This is a genomic window from Micromonospora sp. MW-13 (assembly GCF_003434305.1).
In the GTDB taxonomy this organism is placed as follows: domain Bacteria; phylum Actinomycetota; class Actinomycetes; order Mycobacteriales; family Micromonosporaceae; genus Micromonospora.
Window position 1 is genome coordinate 180,880 of the sequence record NZ_QKKX01000044.1, and the last position, 24,907, is coordinate 205,786.

Below are 24,907 nucleotides of genomic sequence, written 5' to 3' on the forward strand. Positions count from 1 at the left end.
ATGCCGCGTGGACGCGGTCGGGCGCATACCGACTTCAGTCAGTACAGCCATCAGGAACTCGTGCGGATGCTGCACGTCGGCAAACCGGAGTCGGTGACCGAGGCGGCGGAGGGCTGGGGAGCCGCCGGCACCGCGCTGCACGAGCGCGCCGGCGACATCGAGCGCCAGCTCCGCGAGTTCGAGCAGTGGTGGGACGGCGGCGCCGCCCGGCAGTACCAGTTGATGATCAACGACCTGACTTCGGGTATCCGGCAGGTGGCCAGCACCGCGTTCGCGGTGCGTGACCTGGCCTTCTCCTCCGCCGAGGCGCTCACCACGGCCCAGGAGGCGATGCCCGCCCCAGTCGCCGTGCCCGATCTCGCCCCCTCCGTCATCGCCGCCGCGACCACGCCCCTGGTCGTCCCCGCGGACACTCCGACCAGCACCGTCGACACGCTCCGCCAGCATCAGGCCGAGGCGATCGCCGAGGTCCGCGCCCAGCAGCAGACGCAGGCCGCCTCGAACGCGGCTCACCAGCAGGCGGTGCAGGTGATGTCCACCCTCGCCACCGAGTACGTCACCACCGAGGACGCGATGCCGATCACCCCGAGCGCCGCGTCCCGGCCGACCACCGGCGCGCCGATCGAGGAGCCGCCGCCGGTCACGCCACCCCTGCCGCTGGCACCGCAGCCCGGTGGCGATCCGCCGTCCGTACCGGACGGGACACCGGGCGACCCGGGCGCGGCACCGGGCGACCCGAACGAGCTGCCGCCGGCAACCCAACCCCGGCCGCTGTTCGGCACGATGTTCACCGCCGGGTTGGCCGCGGCCGCCGCCGCGCTCGGCGGGCGGTTCGCCACCGTCCCGCCCGGCCTGGGGGCCAAGCCGAAGGAGACGAAGAAGGAAACGCAGAAGGGCGCCGCCCCGGTGCCGACGGCCACCGACGGGGCCGGCGGCGGCGCCCGGATCTCCGGGGGCGGTGCGGGCGGCGGCGGAGTCGGCGGAGGCGGAGGCGGCGTCGACCTGTCGCCGGTGGCGAACCAGTCCTTGGCCGGCCAGAGTGGCGGCCCGACGGCGAGCGGGCTCGCCGCAGCCGCGGGGGCCGGCGCCGGGGTCGCCGCGGCGAAGGGCATGGGCGGCGGCTTCATGCCGGCGATGCCCTTCGCCCCGATGGGCGCGGGCGACGCGGCCGGCGGCCGACGTATCCCGCCCTGGCTGGTCGAGACCGAGGACGTGTGGGGCGAGCAGTCGGTGGTGACGCCGGCGGTGATCGGCGAGGAGCCTGAGTCGAACGAGCCGGGGGCCCGGCCATGGAGGTGACCACCACCGGATTCCGGGCCGTTCCGACCGCGCTGGACGCCGCGGCGGCCGAGCTGACCGGAAGCGCCGACCGGTTGGCCACCGTTCGCGGGCAGCTCACCACGCCGGCCATCGGCACCGACGCGTTCGGGTTGGTGCCGCAGTCCCAACGGGCCATGCAGGCGCACGGCAACAGCCTGCAACGAAGCAGCACCGAGCTGGAGTCGGCGGCGACGCAGACCCGGCGGTTGGCCACCGGGGTGACCGCCGCGGTCGCCAACTACCGGCGGGGCGACACCCAGGCGAGCCAGGCGTTCCGGCAGCTACTGGGCGGTGGCACCACGCTGGCCGCCGAACGGGCCGCCGCGCCTGCCGGCGCCGCCCCGTTCGGCGCCCGGATCGCGGCCAACCGTTCGGCGATCACCGCCGAGCTGACCGCCGAGCGGCAGCGCCTCGCCGGCTATCAGAACCAGCTCACCGGGGACCCGGCCGTCGACCACCGGCTGCGCGAGACCATCACCCGGTCGCAGGCGCGCATCGAACTGTACGAGAACGTCATCGCCGAACACCGCAAGATCCTCTCGTTCGACCCGTCCGGGGACGGGTCGATGGTCGAGTTGGTCGGCGACATCCACGCCGGGACCCGCGACGTCGCGGTGTTCGTCCCGGGCACCACCTCCGAGCTGGCCAACTTCGAGCGGTACCACGACGCCGCGGTCGGCTTCGTCGACGCGGCCCCCCGCCGGGACCTGGCCATGGTCGTCTGGATGGACGGTGACCTGCCGTCCAACCTGTTCCCGCAGGCCCCATCGGCCAGCTACGCCGACGAACTCGGGCCTCGACTCGCCGACTTCTCCCACCAGTTGCGGGCCGAGATCGCCGGCTCCGCCGCGGCCGGCAACGACGTGCAGGTCACCTTCGCCGGCCACTCGTACGGCGGCGCGGTGGTCGGCACCGCCGAGCAGCACGGGTTGGACGCCAACCGGATCCTGCACATCGAGTCGGCGGGCATGGGGCACCGCGTGGACGGCCCGGAGGACCTGCGTCCGGCCCAGCCCGATGTGCAGCGCTACTCGATGACCGCGCCGGGCGATCCGATCGCCTGGGTCCGGGACATCAACATCGGCAACTGGGGGCACGGGGCCGACCCCGACGAGTTCCCCGGTGTGGTCCGGCTGGAGACCGGCAACTACGCCGACGGCCGACCGCTGGAGGGCACCTCCGCGCACTCCGACGTGCTGACCTACCACAGTGACGCGTGGTGGAACATCTATCAGGTGTTCACCGGTGGTCCGCTGGTGACGGTACCGTCGGTGCCGTGACCGAGCCGATCGACTTCGCGCCACTGGCCGCCGTGGCCGGGCCGTTGCGGGCCGTGCTGGACGAGGTTGCCGCGCGGTTCGGCCCCGACGTCCGGATCAGCCGCGACGAGCAGCTCGACTGCGACCCGTTCCGGCCGGCCGGCGTGCCGAGCGAGTCGGTGCGCTGGGAGTACAACCTACGGGTTCCCGCCCCGCCCGGCGCCGCCGAGATCCTGCTGTCCGAGGTGCTGCCGCGGCTGAGCGCGGACGGTTGGCGAGCCACCGACCGCAGCGGCGAGAGCGAGGTGGCCTACCAGTTCCAGCGGGACGGGACGAACCTCGGCGTACACGTCTCCCGGGACGGCACCGGCGATGTGGTGGTGGGCGGCTCCAGCCGCTGCGTGCCGACGGAGGCGCGGTAGCACCGGCGCGCCACGGGTGGGGCCGGTCAGCCGCCGGGACGCCACCCGCGGGCCCGGCCTCGACGCGCCACCGCCCTGCCGATCCCGAGCAGCAGCGCCGCCACGAGTCCCGCCAGCACCAGCGACGGCACCCGCGGATCCGCCCGGGCGTCGGGATTCGCCCGGGCCGCCGCGACCGGCTGCGCGCTCGCTCCCACGGTTCCCGGCGGATCCTCGACGCCCTCGGCGGCCACCGCCCGGTACGGGTCCACCATCCCCCAGCCGAGCTGCGGGTGGTGCCCGTCGAACGCGGTCCGGTGCGCGGTCGACTCGATCCGCCGCACCACCTCGGCGGCAGTGAGCTTCGGCCGGTACGACCGCACCAGCGCGGCCGTGCCGGCCACGTACGCCGCCGCGTAGGCGGGATCGTCGACCGTGGGTGAGTGTCCCAGCCGGCCGCCTGCTCCGGCGGAGAGGCTCAGCAGTTGTCTTCCCGGGGCGGCCACCCCGATGTGGTCCCCGGATTCGGTGGAGGCCACCGCGCCGTCCGGCCCGAACGCGCCGACCGCCAGGACCCCGGGCAGCGCGGTCGGATAGCTGGTCGCACCCCCGGTCCGCGCGCCGGACGCGGCCGGCGACACCACCACGACGTCGGCCGCGATCGCCCGCGCGGTGGCGGCCCGCAGCCCGGCGGTGATCCTGGTCGCCGGTAGCACCACGTAGATCACTCGGGCGCGGGCGGCCACCGCGAAGTCGATCGCGGCGGCGAGCCGGGCGGGGTCGACGGCCCCCTCGCCCTGTTTGGTGCTCTGGGCGTAGCGAACCGGGAGCACGGACACGCCAGGGGCCAGACCGGCGAAGGTCGTCTCGTCGTGCGGCCGGGCGGCGATCAGGCCGGCGGCGAACGTGCCTCGGCCGTCACAGTCGTCGGTGGCCCTGGCGGTGTTGGCCAGGACGTCCCGACCAGCCTCGACCTGACCTGGACGGAACTGTGCGTTCCGGGCGTCGACGCCGGTGCCGAGCACCGCGACCCGCACCCCGGAACCCGTGCTCAGTGGCCACACCCGGCGCGGCCCGAGCAGCTCGGTCGCCCACGGCGTGCCGGCGGTGTGTACCCCCACCGGCTTGGCACAGCCGGCCGGGGCGACATAGCCGGCCGGGGCGGCGGCCACCGGCAGCGCCCCGACCAGCGCGCCGACGACGCCCGCCAGCGCGCCGAGCGCGGCTCGGGAGCCGCCCGGCCCCGGCCGGGCCCCCGCCCCGGCACCGCGCCTGGGTCGGCCCAACCGGTTCATGCCGGCACCCGCAGGGTGACCCGGGTGCCACGGCCGGGCCAGGACTCCACGGTTGCCCTGCCGCCGACCTCGCGCAACCGGGCCACGATCGACTCGCGGATGCCGAACCCGGGCCGGCCGGCGACGTCGAAGCCGCAGCCATGGTCCCGGACCACCACGACCAGGGCGCTGCTCTCCTCGTCGGCGCGGACCACCGCGTCACCGATGCCGGCGTGTTTGGCCACGTTGCCCAGGGCCTCCCGCACCCCACCGAGGACCGCGTCGCGGTACGGTCCGGAGATCCGGCTGCCGGCGCCGGCGGCCACCGCCAGCTCCACCCGCAGCCCGCGTCCCGCGAGTTCCTCGGCCAGTTCGGCCAGCCCGCTGGCGAGCGGGTTGTCGTTGCCGCCGGGCTCGTCGAGCGTCCGACGCAGCCGGGCGGCCTGGACCCGGGCGGTGGCCCGTACCTCGGCGAGCTGCGCCGCCGGCGCGGTCTCATCCGCCGCGCTGTGCAGGGCGATCGCCTCCAGGCTCTGCAACACCGTGTCGTGCAGCGAGCGCAGCCACCGGATTCGCTCGGCCTCCCGACCGGCCCGGATCCCGTACGACATGGCCAGGTGCAGACCCAGCCCACAGACCACGAGCGCCGCCCACGTGACCACCACCGCCAGGCCGAGCCACCCGACCCGGCCGACGAACGTGCCCGTGTCCGCGGCGGCGCCAAACGCGGCCATCGCCAGCTGTGCCGGCGCCGACAGCAGCACCGCGAGCACGCCACCGACCAGGCCGTACGCTCCGGTCACCAGGACCACGGCACCGGCCAGGTACGGCCAGAGCACCGCGGTGTGCGGCACCACCGCACTCGCCGCCACGGTCAGGCCGTACGCCACGGCGAGGTCGACCAGCACGGCCCCGCGTACCCGTTCGAGGTCCACCGTCGACCGTCGGGAGACGGTGCCGATCGCCGCGACGTTGGCGGCCAGCAGCAGGGCCGTGACGGGCAGCAGGACGGCCGGCGCCACCGACTCCCCCCGCACCACGAGCAGGCCCAGGGCGACGGGCAGGACGCACACCCGGTATGCCAGGGCACCGAGCAGCAGGCAACGCGAGGTCTGACGACGGAGCACGGCACCGGCGGTGCCACCGACCGGAACGAGCCCCTGCGCGAAGGCCGCCGGCATCCACATCGGACGCCACGGCGGCGCCGCGATCCCCGCCGCGGCGCGGGTCAGCAGCGCGAACATCATGCCCGGCACGGCGGCACTGTCGACCGTCACGGCACTGTCGGCCGTCACGGCCGCTCCCGCGCTGCGCCGACCAATGCCCACGTGTCAGCTCCTTGTCCACATCACGGACCGCGCGTCACGACTGGCCCACACGAGGATCATGGCCAGTTTTCCCGACATTTGACCTTCGAGGCAAGAGCCAAATACCGCTGCGGCGGTGAGCGAGTCGAGTGCGCCGGGTGTTCTGGCTGCTGTGGGCGGCCGTCGCGCGCAGCCCCACCGGCACGGCTGCGGCGGTCAGCGTCCCCAGGCCCGCGCGCAACAGGGCCGATGGCAGTGGAAAAGGCCTCGTCGCGTCGCTGGTTGCTGGTCGACGGCGCCCACCGTTCGGCCCGCCGCGCCGAATCTCATCGACAGTGATCTCTGGCGTGCGCCGCCCCCACGTGGTAGGAATTTGCCGAATCGTGCGTCAGTTTCGAAGAATTTCACCCACAGGGAGGCTTCGATGAGGACAAGAAGGATCATGGCCGGCCTCACGGCCGCCGTCGTCGTTCTGACCGGGGCGGCCACACCGGCCTGGGCGGCCCCCACAGACGAACGGATCGTCAGCTACCGCGGCTACCGGGTGCCGGTACCGGCGGACTGGCAGATCGTCGACCTGTCCACCGACGCGCACGCATGCGTCCGGTTCGACCGACCCGCGGTCTACCTCGGCCATCCGAGCGAGGAGCCCTGGTGCCCGTCCGGGCTGGTGGGGCGCACGGCAGGACTGGTCATCGAGCCGATCGACGCCGGCACCGCCGAACGCCTCACGGCGGACACCGCCGTCACGGCCAGGGGCCGGGCGACCGCGGACACCCTGGTGTCCCGCGACGGAACGCTCCAGGTCGCGGTTCGTGACGCGGGCGTACTCGTCACGGCCCTGCACACACCGGACACGGAGTCGGTGGTCCGCCGGATCCTGACCTCCGCCACGCTCGGTCGGGGTGCCACGCCGGTTTCCCCGGACGCCGTTCGCGCGGCCTCGATGCTGCCGTCGGCGGCGTCCGGCCCGCAGCCGGGCACCTACACCGGAAAGGGCTTCGACACGTGTACCGCTCCGTCGCAGTCGACGATGGACGCCTGGCGCAACAGCTCGCCCTACCGGGCTGTCGGCGTCTACATCAGCGGCTCAAGCCGATCCTGCACCCAGGCCAATCTGACCGCGACCTGGGTGGCCAACCAGACCAGCAAGGGCTGGCACCTCATCCCCATCGAGCTCGACCGTCAGGCGCCGTGCGGCACCCGCACGCCGAAGATGTCGTACGACCCCGCCACGGCACGGTCCGAGGGTGCGACCCGGGCGACCAGCGCGGTGAACGCGGCCCAGGCGCTGGGCATCCCCGCCGGAAGCGTGCTCTACAACGACATCGAGCACTACCCGTCGACTGAGTCGTGCAAGGCGGCCGTGCTCTCCTACCTCTCCGGCTGGACCGAACGGCTCCACGGGCTCGGCTACCTCTCGGGCATGTACTCCAGCGGCTCCTCCGGCGTCCGGGATCTGTGCGGCGCCTATCACGACACCCGGTACACCCGCGTCGACCATCTCTTCTTCGGCTGGTGGAACGGCGCGGCGAACACCGACGCCGGCGACTACTGCCCGGACGGGTACTACGGCAACCGTCAGCGCATCCACCAGTACACCGGTGACAGCTACGAGACCTGGGGCGGCGTACAGATCTACATCGACCGCGACTATCTCGACGTCTCGACCGGCACCACGGAGCCACCGCAGGGGTTCAGCGTCACGGTCGACAACACCACCACGGGCCGGTTCACCGCGAGCACGAACTGGGGCACCTCGACCTATTCCAGCCAACGGCTCGGTACCGACTACCGGTTCGCCGCCCCGACCCCCGCCAGCGATGTCGCCTGGTACAGAGCGGACCTCCCGGTGACCGGCAGCTACGAGGTCTCGGTCTGGTACCCGGCCGACCCGGGCTACAACGACTCCACCCCGTACGTCGTCGCCACCACCACCGGCAACCAGACGGTGCGGGTGAACCAGCGCCTCAACGGCGGTCGGTGGGTGTCACTCGGGGTGTTCCCGCTGGCCGCAGGCGACGGCAACAAGGTGGGAGTGAGCCGGTGGTCCAGCGGCACCGGCTACGTCATCGCCGACGCGGTCCGCATCACCCGCGCCTGACCGACGGCCCGAACAGGCACCCGCGCCGCGACCGCCTCGACCCCCGGCCACATTTACACATAGTCAGTCTTCGATTACTATCGGCGCTCCGACCGTCCGTAGGAACGGGGTCGTCGTGATTCCACCGCGCGCACCGGCATTCGCCGCCGACGATCCACTCCGGGCCATCGAACTCGGCGACGTCGCTGGCCGTTCTCAGGTCGTCTCCTGGGACCGCGCCAGCGGTCGTCGCCGGGTCCTGACCGAGGCGCGGCACGGGGTGGACGCCTTCGACCTGGAGCCGGACGGCGGCCACGTCTGGTGGTTCGACACCGACCCGGATGGCGTGGGGCTCTGGCGACGCCAGCCGTTCGAGGGCGGGCCGGCCGCTCCCGCGTTGACCGGGGTGCCACCAGGCCGGCCGTACGGCATCGCCTTCGACCACACTGGCCGGCTGGCCGTCGTCTGTGTCGGGGACGCTGCCGAGTCCCGGTACTATCTCGGCACGCCCGGCGGCCCGGCGCACCTGCTGGCAGCCGCCCCGGGCTACGTGCCCCTGGTGGACCTGAGCGCAGACGGCACCCTGCTGGCGCTGGCCGGACGACCGGACGGGCCCACCGCGGTCACCGTGGTCCGGCTCACCGACGGCCGCACCGAGATCCTGGCCGGCGACCGGCACCGCCGGGTGTGGGCGCTGGAGTTCCGCCCGGGTCCGGGGGACGACACCGCCCTGCTGGTGGTCGTCGAGACGGGCGGCCGCTACACCGTCGGCACCTGGCGGCCGGGGCACGACCTCCGGTTGCACGAGCGGCTGTCGTTCGACACGGAGATCACCGCGCACTGGTACGTGGACGGCCGCCGGGTGCTGGTCCAGCAGGATCGGACGGGGCGCAGCCGACTCCTCCTGTCCGACCTCGTCGGAGGCGCCCCGAGCGTCCTGCCCACCCCACCTGGAACCATCCTCGATCTGGCCTGCGCGCCCGAGGGCGCGGTCCACTACGTGTGGAGCCGGGAGGCGGTGCCGCCGAGCCGGCTGGTGGTCGACCCGGCCACCGACCGGCACCCGGCACCGGCCCCGCCCGCCGCTTCCGGACGCGGCGAGGTGTGGACGGCCCAACCGTACGGCCGGATCCACAGCTTCCTGGCCACCCCGCCCGGCACCGGGCCATGGCCGGCGATCTTCCTGCTCCACGGTGGACCGTTCCTGCACGACCGGGACAGCTACGACCCACGGGTGGAGCTGCTCACCGGTGCCGGCTACGCCGTCGTGCGCACCAACTACCGGGGATCCACCGGCTACGGTCCGCGGTGGCGGCACGACTTCGGCCACCGGGTCGGCCTGGCCCAGCTGGAGGATCTCGCGGCGGTACGCCGGCACCTGGTCGACCTCGGTGTCACGGAGCCGGGGCGGGTCGGGCTGTGCGGCTACTCCTGGGGCGGCTACCTGGTCCTGCTCGCGATGGGCGTCGAGCCCGACGACTGGGCGGTCGGGCTGGCGGTCTCCCCGGTGGCCGACTACGCCACGGCCCACCGTACGACACTGCCCGCTCTGCGCGAGGCGGACGAGGAGCTCTTCGGCGGCACCCCCGCCGAGGTCCCCGACCGGTACCGGGCCGCCAACCCGATGACGTACCTGGACCGGGTCCGCGGGCCGCTGTTCGTCGCCGCCGCGACCGACGACGAACGCTGCCCGGCGGAGGCGGTCCGGCGGTACGTGGCCGCGCTGCGGGACCGGTCGGTGCCGCACGAGGTGCTCTGGTCCACCGGCGGGCACCACGGGAACGCCGCCGCCCAGACGACCGTCTTCACCGCCCTGCTCCGGTACGCCGGCACGGTGCTGCCGCCGGGCGTCCGGGCTCCGGCGCCCCTCAACCAGGACCACCGCGACCGGCGGGGTCCGACCCCGGACCCACCGGAGGGAGGTGAATGCAATGAAGCGACGCACTGTCCGGCACGACCCGATCAGCACGGGCGAGCGGGACCGCGGCGCCGTCATCGTCAAGATGCTCCTCGATCTTGACCGGGCGGTCCCGGCCGCGCGGCCCCAGGTGAACGAGGCGCCCCGAACCACCGGCAAGTGACCCGGCAGCGGTGACGGCACGTCCACGGCATCGTTCCGGGGCATCGCTGCGCTGCCCCGGAACGATGTCCAGCCCGTCGAGAGGAGACCGGCGATGAAGGTCGTCCTGGTGCACATGCCGTGGGGATCGCTCGACGTTCCGTCGCTCGCCCTGGGCATCCTGCGTACCGCGGCCGGCAACGCCGGCCACGACGTGGAGGTCCGGTACGCCAACCTGGACTTCGTCGACTGGGTGGTGGACCGGGTGCCCTTCGGCCTGGCCGAGTACCAGTACTTCTCCGAGACGTCCTACTTCCAGGGCGCCGGGGACTGGGTGTTCGCCGGAGCGCTCTACGGCGAGCGACGCGACTTCGCGCCGTTTCACCGGCTGCTGGCCGACGCGGGGTCGAGCCGGGCCGAGACGGCGATGACCGCCGCGCTGCACGAGCTGGTGCCCGACTTCGTGGAGACGCTGGTCGCCGAGCTGGCCGCCGCCGCGCCGGACGTCGTCGGGTTCACCAGCACCTTCCAGCAGAACACCGCCAGCCTGGCCGCCGCCCGTCTGCTCAAGCAGCGACGGCCCGCGGTGCGGACCGTGCTCGGTGGGGCCAACTGCGACGGGGCGCAGGGCGCGGCGCTGCACCGCAACTTCCCGTTCCTCGACTTCGTCGTCCGGGGCGAAGGGGAGGTGGCCTTCCCCCGCCTGCTCGACGCGCTCGGCGGCGCGGCGGACGACCTCGCGGACATTCCCGGGTTGTGCTGGCGGGACGGGACGGGCGCCGCGCGGGCCAACCCGATGTCGGCGCAACCGTTGCCGCCGGCCCGGATCGTCACCCCGGACTACACCGGCTTCGTCGAACGCCTGGACACCTCGGCGGCGGCCGAGTGGGTGGCGCCGAAGCTGGTCGTCGAAGGCTCCCGCGGCTGCTGGTGGGGCGAGAAGCACCACTGCACGTTCTGCGGTCTCAACGGCTCGTCGATGCAGTTCCGCAGCAAGAGCCCGGGTCGCTTCCTCGACGAGGTGCTGGGCCTGGCCCGCCGGCACCAGCTGCTCGACTTCATCGTGGTCGACAACATCCTGGACATGGCGTACTTCGACTCGGTGCTGCTCCGGTTGGCCGAGTCGGAGTACGACGTCCGCCTGCACTTCGAGGTCAAGGCCAACCTGCGCCGGCACCACTTCCAACGGCTGGGTGCGGCCGGGGCGGTACAGGTCCAGCCGGGGGTGGAGAACCTGAGCAGCCACGTCCTGCGGCTGATGGACAAGGGCGTGACCGGCTGCCAGAACGTCCGGGCGCTGCGCGAGGCGCAGAGCGCCGGGGTGACGACGAGCTGGAACTACCTGTACGGGTTCCCCGGCGAGACGGCCGAGGACTACACCGAGGTCATCGCGCAGCTACCGGCGCTGCACCACCTCGATCCGCCGATGGGAGCGGCGCGGATCGCCATCGAGCGGTTCAGCCCGTACTTCAACCAACCGGAGCTGGGCTTCCCGGTGCTGGAGCCGGCCCCGCAGTACCGGGAGATCTACCACCTGCCCGCCGGAGAACTCGCCGACCTGGCGTACATCTTCACCACCGTCGCGCAGGGCATCGGCCGGGACGAGGCGGCGGCGCTGGACGCGGCGATCGAGCGGTGGCGGGCCGAGTACCCGGTCAGCCGGCTGACCTGCCAGGAGGTCGACGACCGGATCGTGCTGGTCAGCCGGCGCGCCGCGTACGACTGGTCGGTGTACGAGCTGACCTCGCCGGTCGAGGTCGGGCTGTTCCGGCTGCTGGAGCAGCCCCGGACGGCCGCCACGCTGGCCGCGCGGACACCCGGCGGGGCGGCGGTGGTGCGACCACTGCTCGACCGCTGGTCAGAGCTGGGCATCGTGTTCCGGGAGGGGGGCTGCTGGGTGCACACCGCCGTGGAGTCGCACAACCAGGTGCTGGCCCGGATCGACCATCACCGGGCTGCGGCGGACGCCACCGCACGCGGCGGAGAGGACCGCCATGCCGTCGCAGCGGGTTGACTTCGGCGCGACCGAGATCCGGGTCGAGCTGTCCCGGGACTACGATCCGGCCGCCGCGCGGCTGCCCGGGATGGCGCTCGGCACGCGCCGGCTCGGCGGGCCGTGCGGCCCGGCGGTGGCCGGCTGGTACCGCGACGGCGCACGGCACGCGCGGCTCACCCACCCGGTGGACCTGTGCCGGGAGGCCGACGCCACCTCGGCGCGTTCCCTCGTGCTGATCCGCGAGCTGACCGCCCGCGGGGTCGCGGTGGACTGGACGGCGCGCTGCCGGGACGGGTGCCACGGCGGCGGCCTGTTCACCCACCTCCACCCGCCGGCACGGCTGGACGGGGACCCCGACGGCGCGGTCACGGCCCGCTGGCGAGAGGAGTTCTTCCTCTGCCGGTGCGTCTACCGGCGCGGACCCGGGTTCGTCGAGGTCCGCGACCGGCGCTCCGGCTCGCTGGAGGTGGTGACGATCGACGAGCCGGGTCACCTGACGGCGATCACGGCGCTGGTGGAGGGCGTCGCCGCGACGGAGGTACCGGCCGGGGTGCGCCACGACCTCGCCGGGGCGCACCTGGTCGTCGAGCAGGCCGGCCACCTGTGGTGGCTGCCGACCCGCGCCCACCGCTGGCCCTTCCCCGCCCTGATCGTCTAGCTGCCCTGATCGCGCAGCTCCCCCGACCGTGTCACCCCGAGGAGGCCCATGAGCACCGCCGAGGACGAGCTGGCGCCACCCCGGCAGGCCCCGTTCATCGTCGATCCGTACCCGACGTTGGCCCGGATCCGGGCCAACGGTCCGGTGTCGATCCTGCACAGCGACGAGGGTCTGCCCATGTGGGTGGTCGCCCGGTACCGCGACGTGCGGGCGGTGCTGGCCGACCCGAGGTTCGGCCAGGACGTCCGCCGGGCGCAGGATCTGGCCGACGACCGGGTGGCGGGCGTGCCGCTCGGCAGCGACATGGTCCACATGCTCAACAGCGACCCGCCCGACCACACCCGGCTGCGTCGGCTGATCCACGGGTTCTTCACCGCCCGGCGGGTGGCGGCCATGCGCCCGCTGGTGGAACGGGTCACCACCACGTTGCTCGACGGGATCGCCGATCGCGACACCGTCGATCTCGTGGCGGATTTCGCCTTCCCCCTACCCATGCTGGTCATCTGCGAGTTGATCGGCTTCCCGGCGGAGGACCGGGCCGCCTACCGGAGCTGGTCCACGGCGATCCTGACCCACGGCGACGATCCGGAAGCCTTTGGTCGGGCGCTGCGGGAACTGACCGACCACATCGCCGTCGTGTTGGAGCGGCGGCGCACGGACCCCCGCGACGACCTGCTGACCGTCCTGCTCGTGGCCCGCGACCAGGGTCAGCTCACCGACGACGAGATCGTGGGCATGGTGTTCCTGCTGCTGATCGGGGGCCACGAGACGACCGTCAACCTGCTCGGCACCGCCACCCTCGCGTTGCTGCGCAACCCCGACCAGCACGCCTGGTTGCGGCAGAACCGGGCCGCGCTGCCCATGGCGGTCGACGAGTTTCTCCGCTACGAGTCCCCGGTGAGCATGGCGACCCTGCGGTTCACCACCGAGCCGGTGGACGTCGACGGGGTCGAGATTCCCGCCGGGGAACTGGTCCTGGTGTCGCTGGGCGGCGCGAACCGCGACCCCGACCGGTTCCCCGAGGCCGACCGGCTCGTCCTCGACCGGGGCGACGCCGGACACCTCGCCTTCGGCCACGGGGTGCACCGGTGCCTCGGCGCGTTTCTCGGCAAACTCGAGGGCGAGGTGGCGCTGGACGCGCTGCTGAGCCGTTTCCCGGGGCTGACGCTGGCCGGCACCGAGGCGGACCTGCGCTGGCGAAACACGATCATGCTCCGTGGGCTGGAGTCGCTGCCGGTGGCCACGCATGGCTGACTCCGCCACCCGGACCCCCCGGCGTCGGTCGGGGCCCCGGCTGAGTCTGGAGCCGCTGCGGTCCCGCGACTACCGGCTGCTCTTCGTCGCCGAGTCGGTGTCGGTCTTCGGCGACGCGTTCCACGCCGTCGCGCTGCCCTGGCTGGTCTACCAGGTCGGCGGGGGTGCCCGGGAACTCGGGCTGCTGGTCGCGGTCTACGGCCTGTGCCGGCTGGCGACCACACCGCTGGGCGGGATCCTCGCCGACCGGGTCGGCCCCTGGCACGTGATGCTGGTCTCCGACCTCGGCCGGTTGGTGTTCACCGCCGCGATCGCGGTGGTCGCTGTCGCCGGCGACCCGGATCTCGTCCTGATCGGGGCGCTGGTCGTCGGCACCGGTCTGGGGGCCGGCCTGTTCCAGCCGGCCGCCTACGCCATCACGCCCCGGCTGCTCCCCGCCGACCAGTTGGCGGCCGGCAACGCGCTGCACAGCACCGCCGGCTTCGCCGCCGGCCTGGTCGGGCCCGGGGTCGCCGGGTTGCTCGTCGTCGCGCTCTCCCCGGGCGTCGCGTTCGGCGTCGACGCGCTCACCTTCGCGGTCTCGGCCGTATGCCTCGGGGCCATCGGGATGCACCATCGCCGGGTCGCGCCGGTCGCCCGACCCGCCGACGGGGCGCCACCGCCGCCTCGGTCGACGTTCTGGCAGCTATTGCGCGGGTCCCCGCTGCTGCGGACCGTCCTGGCGGTGACCGCCGCGGCCAACCTGACCGTCGGCGGGATGATCCGGGTGGGGCTGCCCTCGCTGGCCAGCGCCGACCTGGCCGCCGGGGCGGGTGGCTTCGGTGGCCTGCTGGCCGCGTTCACCGGCGGGTCGCTGGCCGGCGGGTTCTTCACCGCCGGGTTGGCCCGGCTACGGCGGCGCGGCGCCACGGCCATGCTCTCCGGGTTGGTGATGGCCGCGGCGGTGGCGCTCGTGCCGTTCGCCGGTTACGCCGGTGCCGTCGTCGCGCTGGCCGTCGCCGGGGTCGCCAGCACCGTGACCAACGTTCTGATCATCACTGTCGTCCAGCAACACACCGCTGCCCACCTGCTCGGCCGGGTGATGAGTGCCATCCTCTTCGCGGCGTTGGGCCTCTTCCCACTGTCCGGCGTGGCGGCGGGTCTGGTGGTGGACGCGTACGGGAGCGGGGTGCTCTTCCTGGCCACCGCGGCGACGTTGGGCGCCGCCTTCAGCGTCGGCCTTTCCCGCCGCGCCCTCCGCGAGGGGTGACCGGCCCGCCGGACCGCGGCCGGCGACCATGCTTCCGGAGCCCGGGACCGGCGGACTCCAGGAACGGCGGACCGCACCGATGTCACGAACGACTCAGCTCCACAGGCGTACGGAGGGACCCGGGTCGGATCCGGCTCAGGCGAAGTCGAACACGAACGGGAAGGCCAGGACGACCGTCCAGGCCCAGACGGCATAGACGATCAGGTAACGGGTCTGCCAGAGTTCCAGGCGGGCGAAGGGCATGCGACCGCGTACGAAGCCGAGGAACCTCGTCTTGGGCGCGGTCACCGGAGTCGTCAGGCGATGACCGGAAGGTGCCGCGCTGCCGGGGGAACCTCGTTGATGCACGCCACGGGATGCCCGGCACCGCGCTGGACCAGGGCGGGCTGCTCCGCCGAGCAGGCGTCGGTGGCCTGCCAACAGCGGGTCCGGAACCGGCAGCCGCTGGGCGGGTTCACCGGACTGGGCGGGTCGCCCCGGAGCAGGATCTGCGCACGCTCGTGGTGCGGGTCCGGTACCGGCGCGGCGGACAGCAACGCCTTGGTGTACGGGTGTGCCGGACGGTCGAAGATCTCCGCCACGGTGCCGGTCTCCACCACGCTGCCGAGATACATGACGGCGACCCGGTGCGAGATGTGCCGCACGACGGACAGGTCGTGGGCGATGAACACGTACGCCAGACCGAGGTCCCGTTGCAGCCGCCGGAGCAGGTTGATCACCTGCGCCTGGACCGACACGTCGAGCGCCGACACCGGCTCGTCACAGACCACCACCTCGGGCTGCAACGCCAGGGCACGAGCGATGCCGATCCGCTGCCGCTGGCCGCCGGAGAACTGGTGCGGGTAACGGTTGACGTGCTCGGGGTCGAGCCCGACGGTCTCCAGCAGTTCCTGGACCCGCCGCCGGCGCCGGTCGGCGGTGCCCAACTCGCCGTGCACGGCGAACGGCTCGGCGATGATCTGACCGACCGTCATCCTCGGGTCGAGCGACGAGTACGGGTCCTGGAAGACGAACTGGATACGCCGGCGCAGGTCGCGCAACTCCCTGCCGCGCAGCCCGGCGATGTCGGTCCCCCGGTAGCGGATCTGCCCGCCGGTCGGCTGTTCCAGCCGGGTCAGCAGCTTGGCGAGGGTCGACTTGCCACAGCCGGACTCACCGACGATGCCCAGCGTCTCGCCGGCCCGGAGCTCGAAGGAGACGCCGTCGACGGCCTTGACCACACCCGCCGACCGCTTGAACAGGTTCCCCCGCCGGACCGGGAAGTGCTTGGTGAGCCCGTCGACGTCGAGCAGCACGTCGGGGGTCATGCCGCGCTCCGGCGGGGCCGGCCGATGACGAAACCGAAGTTGTACGGGTGCACCGGATGGCTGCGCGGCACCGACAGCAGGATCCCGTCGCCGGGCGACCGGTACTCCTCGATGATGGTGAGGTCGACCGGGGAGAGCAACCGGCCGAGCAGTTCTCCCCCGGTGGTGGCGGTCAGCAGCCGGTCCTCGGTGATCTCGGGTACCAACATGCCCCCGTGCCCGGGCCGCAGGTCCCAGGCGACCTCGACGTCGGTGACCGGCCGGGGCGGTGCCGGCTCGTCGAGCATGCCCAGGTGGATCATCACCCGGCGGACACCGTCGACGTTCCGGGCGATCCAGTCGTCCTCGCTGCGGGAGCCGAAGCCGAGGCCGCCGACCTCGACGCCGATGGCGGACACCCCGGCGGCGCTGGCCGCGTCGAACACCGAGTTCGGGAACGCGACCGCGGCGTCCTCGCCCTGGATGTACGGCATGCCGAAGGCGACGGCCAGCTCCCGGCTGGCGGCCGACAGCGGGCCGGTCGCGTCGTAGAGCACGACGCCCCAGGTGGTGCCCCACGGGCCGGGGTGGAAGTCCAGCAGGTGGGTGGAGCGCTCGATGATCTGCTCGACGAGCACCTGGCCGGTCCGTCCCGTGATCGACTCGGTGTCGCGCAGGATCGCCTTGTTCATGTTGACGAAGCCGACCTGCTGGATGTCGTTGGAGTAGCGGGTGACGGTCCGCAGGGCGTACGGGTTGGCGGCCGGCACGACCACCAGGGTTCCGCGCAGCGTCGCCGGGTCGGTGCCGGCCAGCACCGCGCGCAGCACCGCGTGCGAGAACCACTCGTTGCCGTGCACCCCGGACAGCAGGGTGAGCGTCGGCCCGTCGGCGGTGCCCGACACCACGTGGACGTGGATGGCCAGCTCCGAGCCGTCCAGGTCGGTCAGTACGGGGAACCGCAGGATCTGGCGTTCCCCGGGGCGGGTTCGCAGCAGTACGCGGGAGGTCATGTCGTCACGGCCTTTCGGGGATCGACGAGGTGGTGGCGGTCTCCGGCCGGGCATCGCCGAGCGGGGTCAGGCGCAGGCACGCCGCCAGGTGGCCGGCGGTCACCGGGACGAGGTCCGGCACGGCGGCCGAGCAGTCGGGCGTGCGGATCCCGCAGCGCGGGGCGAACGCGCATCCCGCCGGCAGTGCGGTCATGCTCGGCGGGGAGCCGGGGATCGCCCACAGCTCCTCGTCGGCGGGCCGGTCGAGGCGGGGTACGGAGTCCAGCAGGCCCTGGGTGTACGGCATCGAGGGGTTGTCGAACACGTCGGCGGCGGTGCCGACCTCGACGAGCCGGCCGGCGTACATCACCGCGACCCGGTCGGCGATCTCGGCCACGATCCCGAGGTCGTGGGTGATCATCAAGATCGCCGCGCCGGTACGCTCCCGGACGGCCCGCAGCGCGGCGAGCACCTGGGCCTGCACGGTGACGTCCAGGGCGGTGGTGGGCTCGTCGGCGATGATGAGATCCGGGTCGTTGGCGATGGCCATCGCGATCACCACCCGCTGGCGCATGCCGCCCGAGAACTGGTGCGGGTAGTCGCCGAGCCGGTTACGGGCGTCCGGGATCCCGACGGTGTCCAGCAGTTCCACGGCGCGGGCCCGGGCGGCGGCCCGGGAGCAGCCCTGGTGTACGCGGACGGCCTCGGCGACCTGGTCGCCGATGGTGTGCACCGGGCTCAGCGAGGACATCGGGTCCTGGAACACCATGGCGATCCGGCTGCCCCGCAGGCGCCGGAAGTGCGGCTCGGCCAGCCCGACGAGTTCCTGGCCGGCGAAGTGGATCGAGCCGCTGACGGTGGCGGTGGGCGGCAGCAGCCCCATCAGCGCCGCGGCGCTGACGGACTTGCCCGAGCCGGACTCACCGACCAGGCCGACGACCTCGCCACGGCGCAGTTCCAGGTCGAGGTGACGAACCGCGGACACGTCGCCGCTGTCGGCGGCGAACACCACCCGCAGGTCGCGGACCGACAGCAGCACGTCGTCGGGCACCGCGTCGGTGCGCTCCGCCGGCCGGGCGAGGTACCTGCGGCGGCGCGGACCCTTGGTCTGGGTCGGGTCGAGGGCGTCGCGCAGGCCGTCGCCGATGAAGTTGATGGACAGGGCGATGAGCAGGATGACCAGGCCCGGGAAGTAGAACAGCCAGGGCCGGGTGGCGACCGCGGACTGGGCGTTGGCCACCAGCAGGCCGAGGGAGGTGTCCGGCGGCTGGACGCCGAAGCCGATGAACGACAGCGCGGTCTCGGCGAGGATCGCGGTGGCGACCAGGATGGTCACCGACACGATGATCGGGGCGGCCACGTTGGGCAGGATGTGCCGCAGCATGATCCGGAGATCGGACGAGCCCAACGCCCGGGCGGCGGAGATGAACTCGCGTTCCCGCAGGCCGAGTACGACGCCGCGGACGACCCGGGCCACGCTGGTCCACATCAGCGCGGCGAGTACGGCCGCGATGAGCACCCACCCGCCGCCGCTGCCGGCGAAGTTGTGCCCGAGGACGGCGGCGACCGCGATCGTCGGCACGGTGAGGAACAGGTCCACCAGCCGCATCAGCAGTGCGTCGGTGCGTCCGCGGTAGTAGCCGGCGACGATGCCGATCACGGTGCCGACCACCGCCGCGCCGAACGCCACGGTGAGCGCGATCAGCAGCGACTGCTGGGTACCGCGCATGACCTGGGCGAGCAGGTCGTGGCCGAGCGAGTCGGTGCCCAGCGGGTGGGCCGCCGACGGTGGCTGCGAGTTGTCGGGCGTGATCTCGTCGTGGCCGTAGCGCCACAGCAGCGGGCCGACGAACGCGAACGACCCGACGAGTACGAGGGCCACCAGCGCCGCCGCGGCGAGCCGGTGCCGGCGGAACCGGGTGAGGACGCCGCGCCATGGACCGGGCGCGGCGGCGGGTGCGGACACCGGTGGCGGTTCAGCGGACACGTCGGATCCTCGGATCGAGAGCGGCGTACAGGATGTCGGCGAGCAGGTTGAACAGGACCACCGCGACCGCCGCCACGAGCAGCCACGCCATCACGGCGTTGACGTCCCGCCCGTTGATGGACTCCAGCAGGTAGTCGCCCATGCCCCGCCACTGGAAGACGGTCTCGGTGACCACCGCCCCGGCGAAGACGGCGGTGAAGTCCAGCGCGATGACCGTCACCAGTGGGGTGAGCGCCGTGCGCAGGGCGTACTTGCGCAGTACGGTGCGTCGTCGCAGGCCCTTGGCGGTGGCCAGCTTGACGTAGTCGCTGCCGAGCACGTCCAGCATCGACGAGCGCTGGAACCGGCTCCACGCGGCGAAGTTGATCAGTACCAGCGTGATGGTCGGCAGCACCAGGTGGCCGGCGAGGTCGGCGATCCGGCCGCCCAGGGTGGGCGGCGGGATCACCGAACTGTCGCCGACGGTGTAGATCAGGGTGCTGCCGGCCAGGGTGTTCAGTTCGATGCCGCCCTGCTTGAGCAGCACGGCCAGCCAGAAGGACGGCATCGCCAGGAACAGGAAGCCGGTCGAGGTGAACAGGTAGTCCAGCCAGGAGTACTGACGGACCGCGCTGACGACCCCGACCAGGATCGCCAGCACGGCCGCGATCAGCATCGCGATGAGGACGAACCGCATCGTGATGCCCAGGCGCGAGCCGATCTCCATGCCGATGTCGGCGTTGCGGTCGACCGACGGACCGAGGTCGCCCTGGACGACCCCGGTCAGCCAGTCCCAGTACCGTTGCAGCACGGGCTGGTCCAGCCCGAGCCGTGCCTCCTCGGCGGCGATCGTGTGCGGCGGCACCGGTGGCTGTCGCTCCCGGAGTTCGGCCAGCGGATCACCGGACTTGGCCACGGCCAGGAATATCAGGAACGTCGACACGAACAGCACCGGAATGGCGACGAGCAGCCGCCGCAGGGCGAAACCCACGATCTCCATGAGGAACCTTCCCGCGCCCGCTGCCGGCTAGCCTTCGCCGCCGGTGATCTTCCGGAGGCGACCCCAGTGCCAGAACGGGATCCGGAAGTCGACCTGGTCGGCCCAGCCGAAGAACTGGTCGCTGCGCAGCAGGTAGATGCAGTACCAGAACAGCGGCACCACGCTCGCGTCGCGGGCCCACACCTCCTGGAGCTGTCGGTAGTGCGCGATCCGCTCGGCCCGGTCGGTGGTCGACCGGCCGGCGACGTAGCAGGCGTCGGCGTCGGGATTGGCCAGCGCGAGGTGGTTGCGCTGCCCGCCGCCCGCCAGCCGGCTGGCGGTGATGTCCGGGTCGGGCATCATGTTCCCGCCGCTGATGGTCAGGTCGAAGTCGCCATCCCGGCCGATCTGCCGCGACCACGTCTCCGAGTCCAGCCCGGCGTACTCGACGTGCACGCCGATCGCCGCGAGGTCCTCGGTGACGCTGCGCGCCAGCCCGGCGTGGCCGTCGAAGGTGGCCATGTAGTACATCCGCAGCGACAGCCGACGTCCGTCCGCGCCGCGCGGGTAGCCGGCCTCGTCGAGCAGCTTCTCGGCCGTCGCCGCGTCGTGGCCGACCGCCGTGACGTCGCGGGCCACGGCGAAGCTGCTGCCGGGGAAGAAGTTGGCCCACGGCTCCGACCAGCCGGGCTCGGCGAAGCGTTCGAGGCGGCTGCGGTCCACGGCATGCGCGAGCGCCAACCGAAGCCGGCGGTCGGCCCACCGCTCCTGCCGGTAGTTGAAGCTCAGCAACGCGACGCCGGGACCACGCTCGCGGTACACGCTGGCGTGCGCCGAGCCCTCGGCCAGCGGCAGCCGCTTCATGGTGAGCACGTCCTGCGGCGCGAAGTGTGCCCTGCCGTCGGCGATCATGCGGACGCACTCGTCGAGGTCCGGTTCGACGACGATGGTCACCCGGTCCACGCCGGCCGGCGGCCCCCAGTACCCGTCCCAGGCCTCCAGCACGATCCGCCCGTTGGGCACCATCTCGACGAACCGGAACGGGCCGGAGCCGACCGGCTGCTGGTTGTGCGGGTTGGTCGCCCAGTCGGTGCCCTCGTACAGGTGCCTGGGCAGGATGTGGGTCGCGGCGAAGTTGCCGAGCTGGGTGAGGAACGCAGCGTTGGGCTCCTCCAGGTGGTACTCGACCAGGTGGTCGTCGAGCACCTTGATGTCGGCGATGCCGTGCAGGAACGACGCGGCGTGGTACCCGTTCGCCAGGGCGGTCAGGTGGGTGTAGGCGACGTCGTGGGCGGTGACCGGCTGGCCGTCGTGCCAGCGGGCGTGCCGGTTGAGGGTGAACCGCCAGCGCCGGGCGCCGTCCAGGCACTCCCAGTGCTCCGCCAGGTCCGGGTAGGACGCGGCGCCGCCGACCTCGGTGACGACGAGCCGGCTGAAGATGTTGTTGGCGACGAAGTAGCCGGCGCCCCCGACGAAGTTGCGGTACGACTCGTTGATCTCGGTCGTCCCGTTGGGTACGACGACGATGTACTCGTCCAAGTCATCTCCTCGGTGATTGGGGTAGGAACTGCCCCAGGTGTCCTGCGGATGGGTGGAAGGGGGGTCAGCGCACGACGGGCCGGATCCGGCCCCAGTGCCAGAACGGCACCCGGAAACCGACCTGGTCCGGCCAGCCGAAGAAGCTGTCACTGCGCAGGTAGTAGGCCGCGTACCAGAACAGCGGCACCCAGTCGACGTTGCGGGCCCAGACCCGCTGCAACTCCCGGTAGTGCTCGCCGCGCCGGTCCCGGTCGATGGTGGCCCGGGCAGCCGCGTAGCAGGCGTCGGCCTCCGGGTCGGACAGCCGGGCGTGGTTGCGCCCGCCGCCGGTCTCGAACCGGCTGGCGGTGATCTCCGGGTCGGGGACCATGTTGCCGCCGCTGATCGTGAGGTCGAACTCGGCGTCGCCGGCCACCTGGCGGGCCCAGGTCGGCGAGTCGAGCCCGGCGACCTCGACCTCCAGTCCGACGGCACGCAGGTCCTCGGCGACCGCCGCGGCGATACCGGCGTGGCCGGTGAAGTTCTTCATGTACGCCAGCCGCAGCGTCGGCCGGTCGGCGCCGGCTGACGTGATCCCGGCCGCGTCGAGCAGCCGGACCGCCTCCGCCGGGTCGAAGGCCGGTGCGGTCGCGTCATCGGCGAACGCCCAGTCCACGCTGCGCGGCAGGTAGTGGGCGTACGGCTCGGACCAGCCGGGGTCGGACAGCGGGATCAGCCGGCGGCGGTCGACCGCGTGCGCGATGGCGGCGCGGGCCCGTCGGTCGTGCCACCGGTCCTGGGTGTGGTTGAAGCCGAGTACGGCGATCCCGGGGCCGCGTTTGCGCCACACCGACGCGACCGTGCTTCCCTCGGCCAGGTGCAGCCGGGGGAAGGTGAGCACGTCCTGGACCAGGTAGTGGGCCCGCCCGTCGGCGACCTTGCGGACGGCCTCGTCGAGGTCGGGCTCGATGTCGAGGATGACCCGGTCGACCTGGGGTCGCGGCCCCCAGTAGCCGTCCCACGCCTCCAGCACCACCCGCTCGCCGGGTACGTGCTCGACGAACCGGAACGGGCCGGAGCCGACCGGCCGCTGGTTGTACGGGTTGGTCGCCCAGTCCGTGCCCTCGTACAGGTGCTTGGGCAGGATGTGGGCGAACACCAGGTTGCCCAGTTGGGCGAGGAACCCGGCGTTGGGCTGGCGGAGCACGTACCGCAGCTCGTGCGGGCCGAGCACCTCGATGTCCTGCACGTCGTGCAGGAACGACGCGGCGTGGTAGCCGTTGGCCAGGGCGGTCAGGTGGGTGTAGGCGACGTCCTCGGCGGTCACCGGCTCACCGTCGTGCCAGCGGGCGTTCCGGTTGAGCTGGAACCGCAGCGTACGGGCGTCCGGCGCCATCTCCCAGTGCTCGGCGAGGTCCGGATACGCCGCCGGGGATCCGGTGTCGAACACGACGAGCCGGCTGTAGATGTTGTTCGCCACGAAGTAGCCGGCCGAGCCGACGAAGTTGCGGTAGACCTCGTTGAATTCCACGGCCGGGGACGGGACCTCGACGATGAAGTCCCGGCCGGTCCGGTGCTCGCCCGTCACTCCTTGACCCCCCAGTCCTGGGCGTTGTAGCTGGTGCCGAAGCGGGTCGGGTTGACCCGCACGTTGCCGAGGTCGCTGCGGTACGCGACCAGGCTCGGCGTCTGGTAGATCGGCAGGGTCACGGCCTGCTCGCTGATCCGGGTGTCGACCTTGTTCAGCAGGTTGACGACCTGCTGCGGGTCCAGGGTGCGGGCCGCGTCGGTGAGCCAGCCGTCGATCTCCTTGTCCCGGTAGCCGGTGTGGGTGCCCTTCGAGCCGAACACCGACTGCGCGGTGGCGGTGGGAATGACGTCGAGGTTGGTGCCGAAGACGATCAGGTCGAAGTCGCCGGTGTTGACCGTGGTGCCGAGGCTGTCGGTCTCCTGGAGCTGGAGCGTGATGCCGAGCTGCTTGAGCTGGTTCTGGACGAGCACCGAGGTGTCCAGTCGAACCTGGTTGCCCTTGCTGTAGCGCATCCGCAGCGCCGGTACCGGCTTGCCCTTCGGGTCGGTGAGCTGACCGTCGCCGAGCACGTAGCCGGCATCGGTGAGGATCTTCTTCGCCGCGTCGAGGTTTCCGTCGCCGAGCCCCGCCGGGGTCACGGTGTCGGCGTAGGCGTCGACGCCTTCGAGGGTCTGGCCGGGCATGAAGTTGCGGTTGCCGAGCGGCTTGGTGCCGGCCGCGAACTGGCCGATGGTCTTGTCGATGATGGCCTGCCGGCTGACCGCGGTGAAGATCGCCTTGCGCAGGGCGACGTCGGCCAGTGCCGGGTGGGCGGTGTTGATGTCCAGGTGCTCGTAGACCAGTCCGGAGGCCAGCGACGTGGTGACGTTGCTGACGCCCTTGAGCTGCTGGACGAGGTCGAGGGTGGGGCGGGGCACGACGACCTGGATCTCGTTGTTGGCCATCGCGGTGACCGCCTGCCGCTCGTCGGTGAGGATCCGGAAGACGAGTTGGTCGAGGTGCGGGCCGTCGCCGTACCACTTGGGGTTCTTCGTCATGGTGACCGACTGGTTCGGCACGTACTGGGAGATCAGGAACGGCCCGCCCGACCAGGTCGGCACCGTGCTGGTGAAGTAGTTGTTGAACGAGTTGGCCGGGTCGCCGTGCTGGGCGGCGATGTGCGCCGGCAGCAGGTGCGGGAACATCAGCCGCCACGGCTGGTAGGTGTTCTTGAACTCGACGGTGACGGTCTTGCCGTTGTCGCTGCCGGTCACCGAGGCCACCTGGTCGTACCCGGCCTGGGTGGCCGGCTCGCAGGTCGGGCACTGCTGTGGGTCCTGGACCTGCCAGGTGTACTTGAAGTCGTCGGCGGTGATCGGCGTCCCGTCCGACCAGGTGGCTTCCGGCCGGATGCGGTACTCGACGGTCTGTGGCGAGTCCTTGACGACCTTGACCTCGGTGACCAGCGCGTCGTTCTTGGCCATCGTGAAGTCGGGCTGGGAGATCATCGCGTGTGGGAGCACCGGGTTGAGGATCTGCCGGTAGCCGAAGACGTCGCCGGTGGCGTGCAGGATGTTCCAGTTCTTGACATCGACCTCGATCGAGTAGGCGAGCGTCCCGCCGTCCTTGACCTTGGCCTGGTTGGCGTCGACCTGGCCGGCCTTGATGCCGTCGCCGACGTTCTCGTCGCCCCCGCCGGTGCTGCAGGCGGCGAGTAGTAGGGGCAGCAGGGCGAACCCGGCTGTCGCCGCCCGGAGGCGGCGGTGGGGGTTGCGGTGAGACACGGATGACCTCCC

At 72.4% G+C, this 24,907-nt stretch carries 19 protein-coding genes; 9 read left to right on the plus strand and 10 right to left on the minus strand.

Features of this window, described 5'->3' with window-relative positions:
• Genes C5N14_RS21510 through C5N14_RS21520 form a run of 3 tightly spaced genes read left to right on the plus strand, consistent with a single transcriptional unit; the run spans position 1 to position 3,001 of the window.
• Positions 1-1,299 (plus strand): WXG100 family type VII secretion target, encoded by a 1,299-nt coding sequence (locus tag C5N14_RS21510; RefSeq protein WP_117669948.1) that lies wholly within the window; start codon positions 1-3, stop codon positions 1,297-1,299.
• A complete protein-coding gene (locus C5N14_RS21515; RefSeq protein WP_165878181.1) occupies positions 1,296-2,600 on the plus strand; it encodes an alpha/beta hydrolase in 1,305 nt (434 codons plus the stop codon). The genes C5N14_RS21510 and C5N14_RS21515 overlap by 4 nt, the downstream gene beginning before the upstream one ends.
• Complete coding sequence (locus C5N14_RS21520; RefSeq protein WP_117669952.1) at positions 2,597-3,001, plus strand: hypothetical protein; 405 nt, start codon at positions 2,597-2,599, stop codon at positions 2,999-3,001. The genes C5N14_RS21515 and C5N14_RS21520 overlap by 4 nt, the downstream gene beginning before the upstream one ends.
• Positions 3,002-3,027: 26 nt before the next feature.
• On the opposite strand, the gene C5N14_RS21525 is transcribed toward C5N14_RS21520, so the two are convergent.
• Entirely contained in the window at positions 3,028-4,275 is a 1,248-nt protein-coding gene (locus tag C5N14_RS21525; RefSeq protein ID WP_117669954.1) for a S8 family serine peptidase, read from the minus strand.
• Complete coding sequence (locus tag C5N14_RS21530; RefSeq protein ID WP_128763629.1) at positions 4,272-5,549, minus strand: sensor histidine kinase; 1,278 nt, start codon at positions 5,547-5,549, stop codon at positions 4,272-4,274. The genes C5N14_RS21525 and C5N14_RS21530 overlap by 4 nt, the downstream gene beginning before the upstream one ends.
• A gap of 436 nt (positions 5,550-5,985) precedes the next feature.
• On the opposite strand from C5N14_RS21530, the gene C5N14_RS21535 reads away from it, so the two are divergent.
• From C5N14_RS21535 to C5N14_RS21560, 6 genes are all read left to right on the plus strand, one after another.
• Complete coding sequence (locus C5N14_RS21535) at positions 5,986-7,665, plus strand: glycoside hydrolase domain-containing protein (protein ID WP_243639880.1); 1,680 nt, start codon at positions 5,986-5,988, stop codon at positions 7,663-7,665.
• Between the two features lie 166 nt (positions 7,666-7,831).
• Entirely contained in the window at positions 7,832-9,664 is a 1,833-nt protein-coding gene (locus C5N14_RS21540; protein ID WP_371685883.1) for a prolyl oligopeptidase family serine peptidase, read from the plus strand.
• Positions 9,665-9,818: 154 nt separating this feature from the next.
• The gene (locus tag C5N14_RS21545; protein WP_117669962.1) at positions 9,819-11,717 is read left to right on the plus strand and encodes a RiPP maturation radical SAM C-methyltransferase; all 1,899 of its coding nucleotides are present in this window, start codon (positions 9,819-9,821) and stop codon (positions 11,715-11,717) included.
• On the plus strand, positions 11,698-12,357 hold the full coding sequence (locus tag C5N14_RS21550; protein WP_117669964.1) for a DUF5825 family protein: 660 nt from the start codon (positions 11,698-11,700) through the stop codon (positions 12,355-12,357). The genes C5N14_RS21545 and C5N14_RS21550 overlap by 20 nt, the downstream gene beginning before the upstream one ends.
• A 48-nt stretch (positions 12,358-12,405) precedes the next feature.
• Positions 12,406-13,611 carry a cytochrome P450 gene (locus C5N14_RS21555; RefSeq protein ID WP_117669966.1) on the plus strand — a complete coding sequence of 402 codons (1,206 nt, stop codon included), beginning with the start codon at positions 12,406-12,408 and terminating at the stop codon, positions 13,609-13,611.
• Positions 13,604-14,860 carry an MFS transporter gene (locus C5N14_RS21560; protein ID WP_117669968.1) on the plus strand — a complete coding sequence of 419 codons (1,257 nt, stop codon included), beginning with the start codon at positions 13,604-13,606 and terminating at the stop codon, positions 14,858-14,860. Before C5N14_RS21555 ends, C5N14_RS21560 begins: the two co-directional genes overlap by 8 nt.
• A 135-nt stretch (positions 14,861-14,995) precedes the next feature.
• Here C5N14_RS21560 and C5N14_RS32305 read toward each other — a convergent pair whose 3' ends face one another.
• From C5N14_RS32305 to C5N14_RS21595, 8 genes are all read right to left on the minus strand, one after another.
• The gene (locus C5N14_RS32305) at positions 14,996-15,148 is read right to left on the minus strand and encodes a hypothetical protein (protein ID WP_165878173.1); all 153 of its coding nucleotides are present in this window, start codon (positions 15,146-15,148) and stop codon (positions 14,996-14,998) included.
• 8 nt (positions 15,149-15,156) lie between these two features.
• The gene (locus C5N14_RS21565) at positions 15,157-16,167 is read right to left on the minus strand and encodes an ABC transporter ATP-binding protein (protein WP_117669970.1); all 1,011 of its coding nucleotides are present in this window, start codon (positions 16,165-16,167) and stop codon (positions 15,157-15,159) included.
• A complete protein-coding gene (locus C5N14_RS21570) occupies positions 16,164-17,159 on the minus strand; it encodes a succinylglutamate desuccinylase/aspartoacylase family protein (protein ID WP_165878182.1) in 996 nt (331 codons plus the stop codon). Before C5N14_RS21570 ends, C5N14_RS21565 begins: the two co-directional genes overlap by 4 nt.
• A gap of 4 nt (positions 17,160-17,163) precedes the next feature.
• Positions 17,164-19,125 (minus strand): dipeptide/oligopeptide/nickel ABC transporter permease/ATP-binding protein, encoded by a 1,962-nt coding sequence (locus tag C5N14_RS33345; RefSeq protein WP_117669975.1) that lies wholly within the window; start codon positions 19,123-19,125, stop codon positions 17,164-17,166.
• Positions 19,115-20,104, minus strand: coding sequence for an ABC transporter permease (locus C5N14_RS21580; RefSeq protein ID WP_243639883.1), 990 nt, complete (start codon positions 20,102-20,104; stop codon positions 19,115-19,117). The genes C5N14_RS33345 and C5N14_RS21580 overlap by 11 nt, the downstream gene beginning before the upstream one ends.
• Before the next feature lie 27 nt (positions 20,105-20,131).
• Positions 20,132-21,622 (minus strand): ABC transporter substrate-binding protein, encoded by a 1,491-nt coding sequence (locus C5N14_RS21585; protein WP_165878183.1) that lies wholly within the window; start codon positions 21,620-21,622, stop codon positions 20,132-20,134.
• A 64-nt stretch (positions 21,623-21,686) separates the two neighbouring features.
• Positions 21,687-23,189 carry an ABC transporter substrate-binding protein gene (locus C5N14_RS21590; RefSeq protein WP_117669979.1) on the minus strand — a complete coding sequence of 501 codons (1,503 nt, stop codon included), beginning with the start codon at positions 23,187-23,189 and terminating at the stop codon, positions 21,687-21,689.
• On the minus strand, positions 23,186-24,895 hold the full coding sequence (locus C5N14_RS21595; protein ID WP_165878184.1) for an ABC transporter family substrate-binding protein: 1,710 nt from the start codon (positions 24,893-24,895) through the stop codon (positions 23,186-23,188). The genes C5N14_RS21590 and C5N14_RS21595 overlap by 4 nt, the downstream gene beginning before the upstream one ends.
• Between the last annotated feature and the right edge of the window lie 12 nt (positions 24,896-24,907).

Excerpts from the sequence above, each read along its gene's own strand:
- C5N14_RS21510 (WP_117669948.1), top strand. The coding sequence starts at position 1 with ATGCCGCGTGGACGCGGTCGGGCGCATACCGACTTCAGTCAGTACAGC.
- C5N14_RS21525 (WP_117669954.1), bottom strand. The coding sequence starts at position 4,275 with ATGAACCGGTTGGGCCGACCCAGGCGCGGTGCCGGGGCGGGGGCCCGG.
- C5N14_RS21535 (WP_243639880.1), top strand. The coding sequence starts at position 5,986 with ATGAGGACAAGAAGGATCATGGCCGGCCTCACGGCCGCCGTCGTCGTT.
- C5N14_RS21545 (WP_117669962.1), top strand. The coding sequence starts at position 9,819 with ATGAAGGTCGTCCTGGTGCACATGCCGTGGGGATCGCTCGACGTTCCG.
- C5N14_RS21550 (WP_117669964.1), top strand. The coding sequence starts at position 11,698 with ATGCCGTCGCAGCGGGTTGACTTCGGCGCGACCGAGATCCGGGTCGAG.
- C5N14_RS21555 (WP_117669966.1), top strand. The coding sequence starts at position 12,406 with ATGAGCACCGCCGAGGACGAGCTGGCGCCACCCCGGCAGGCCCCGTTC.
- C5N14_RS21560 (WP_117669968.1), top strand. The coding sequence starts at position 13,604 with ATGGCTGACTCCGCCACCCGGACCCCCCGGCGTCGGTCGGGGCCCCGG.
- C5N14_RS21565 (WP_117669970.1), bottom strand. The coding sequence starts at position 16,167 with ATGACCCCCGACGTGCTGCTCGACGTCGACGGGCTCACCAAGCACTTC.
- C5N14_RS21570 (WP_165878182.1), bottom strand. The coding sequence starts at position 17,159 with ATGACCTCCCGCGTACTGCTGCGAACCCGCCCCGGGGAACGCCAGATC.
- C5N14_RS21580 (WP_243639883.1), bottom strand. The coding sequence starts at position 20,104 with ATGGAGATCGTGGGTTTCGCCCTGCGGCGGCTGCTCGTCGCCATTCCG.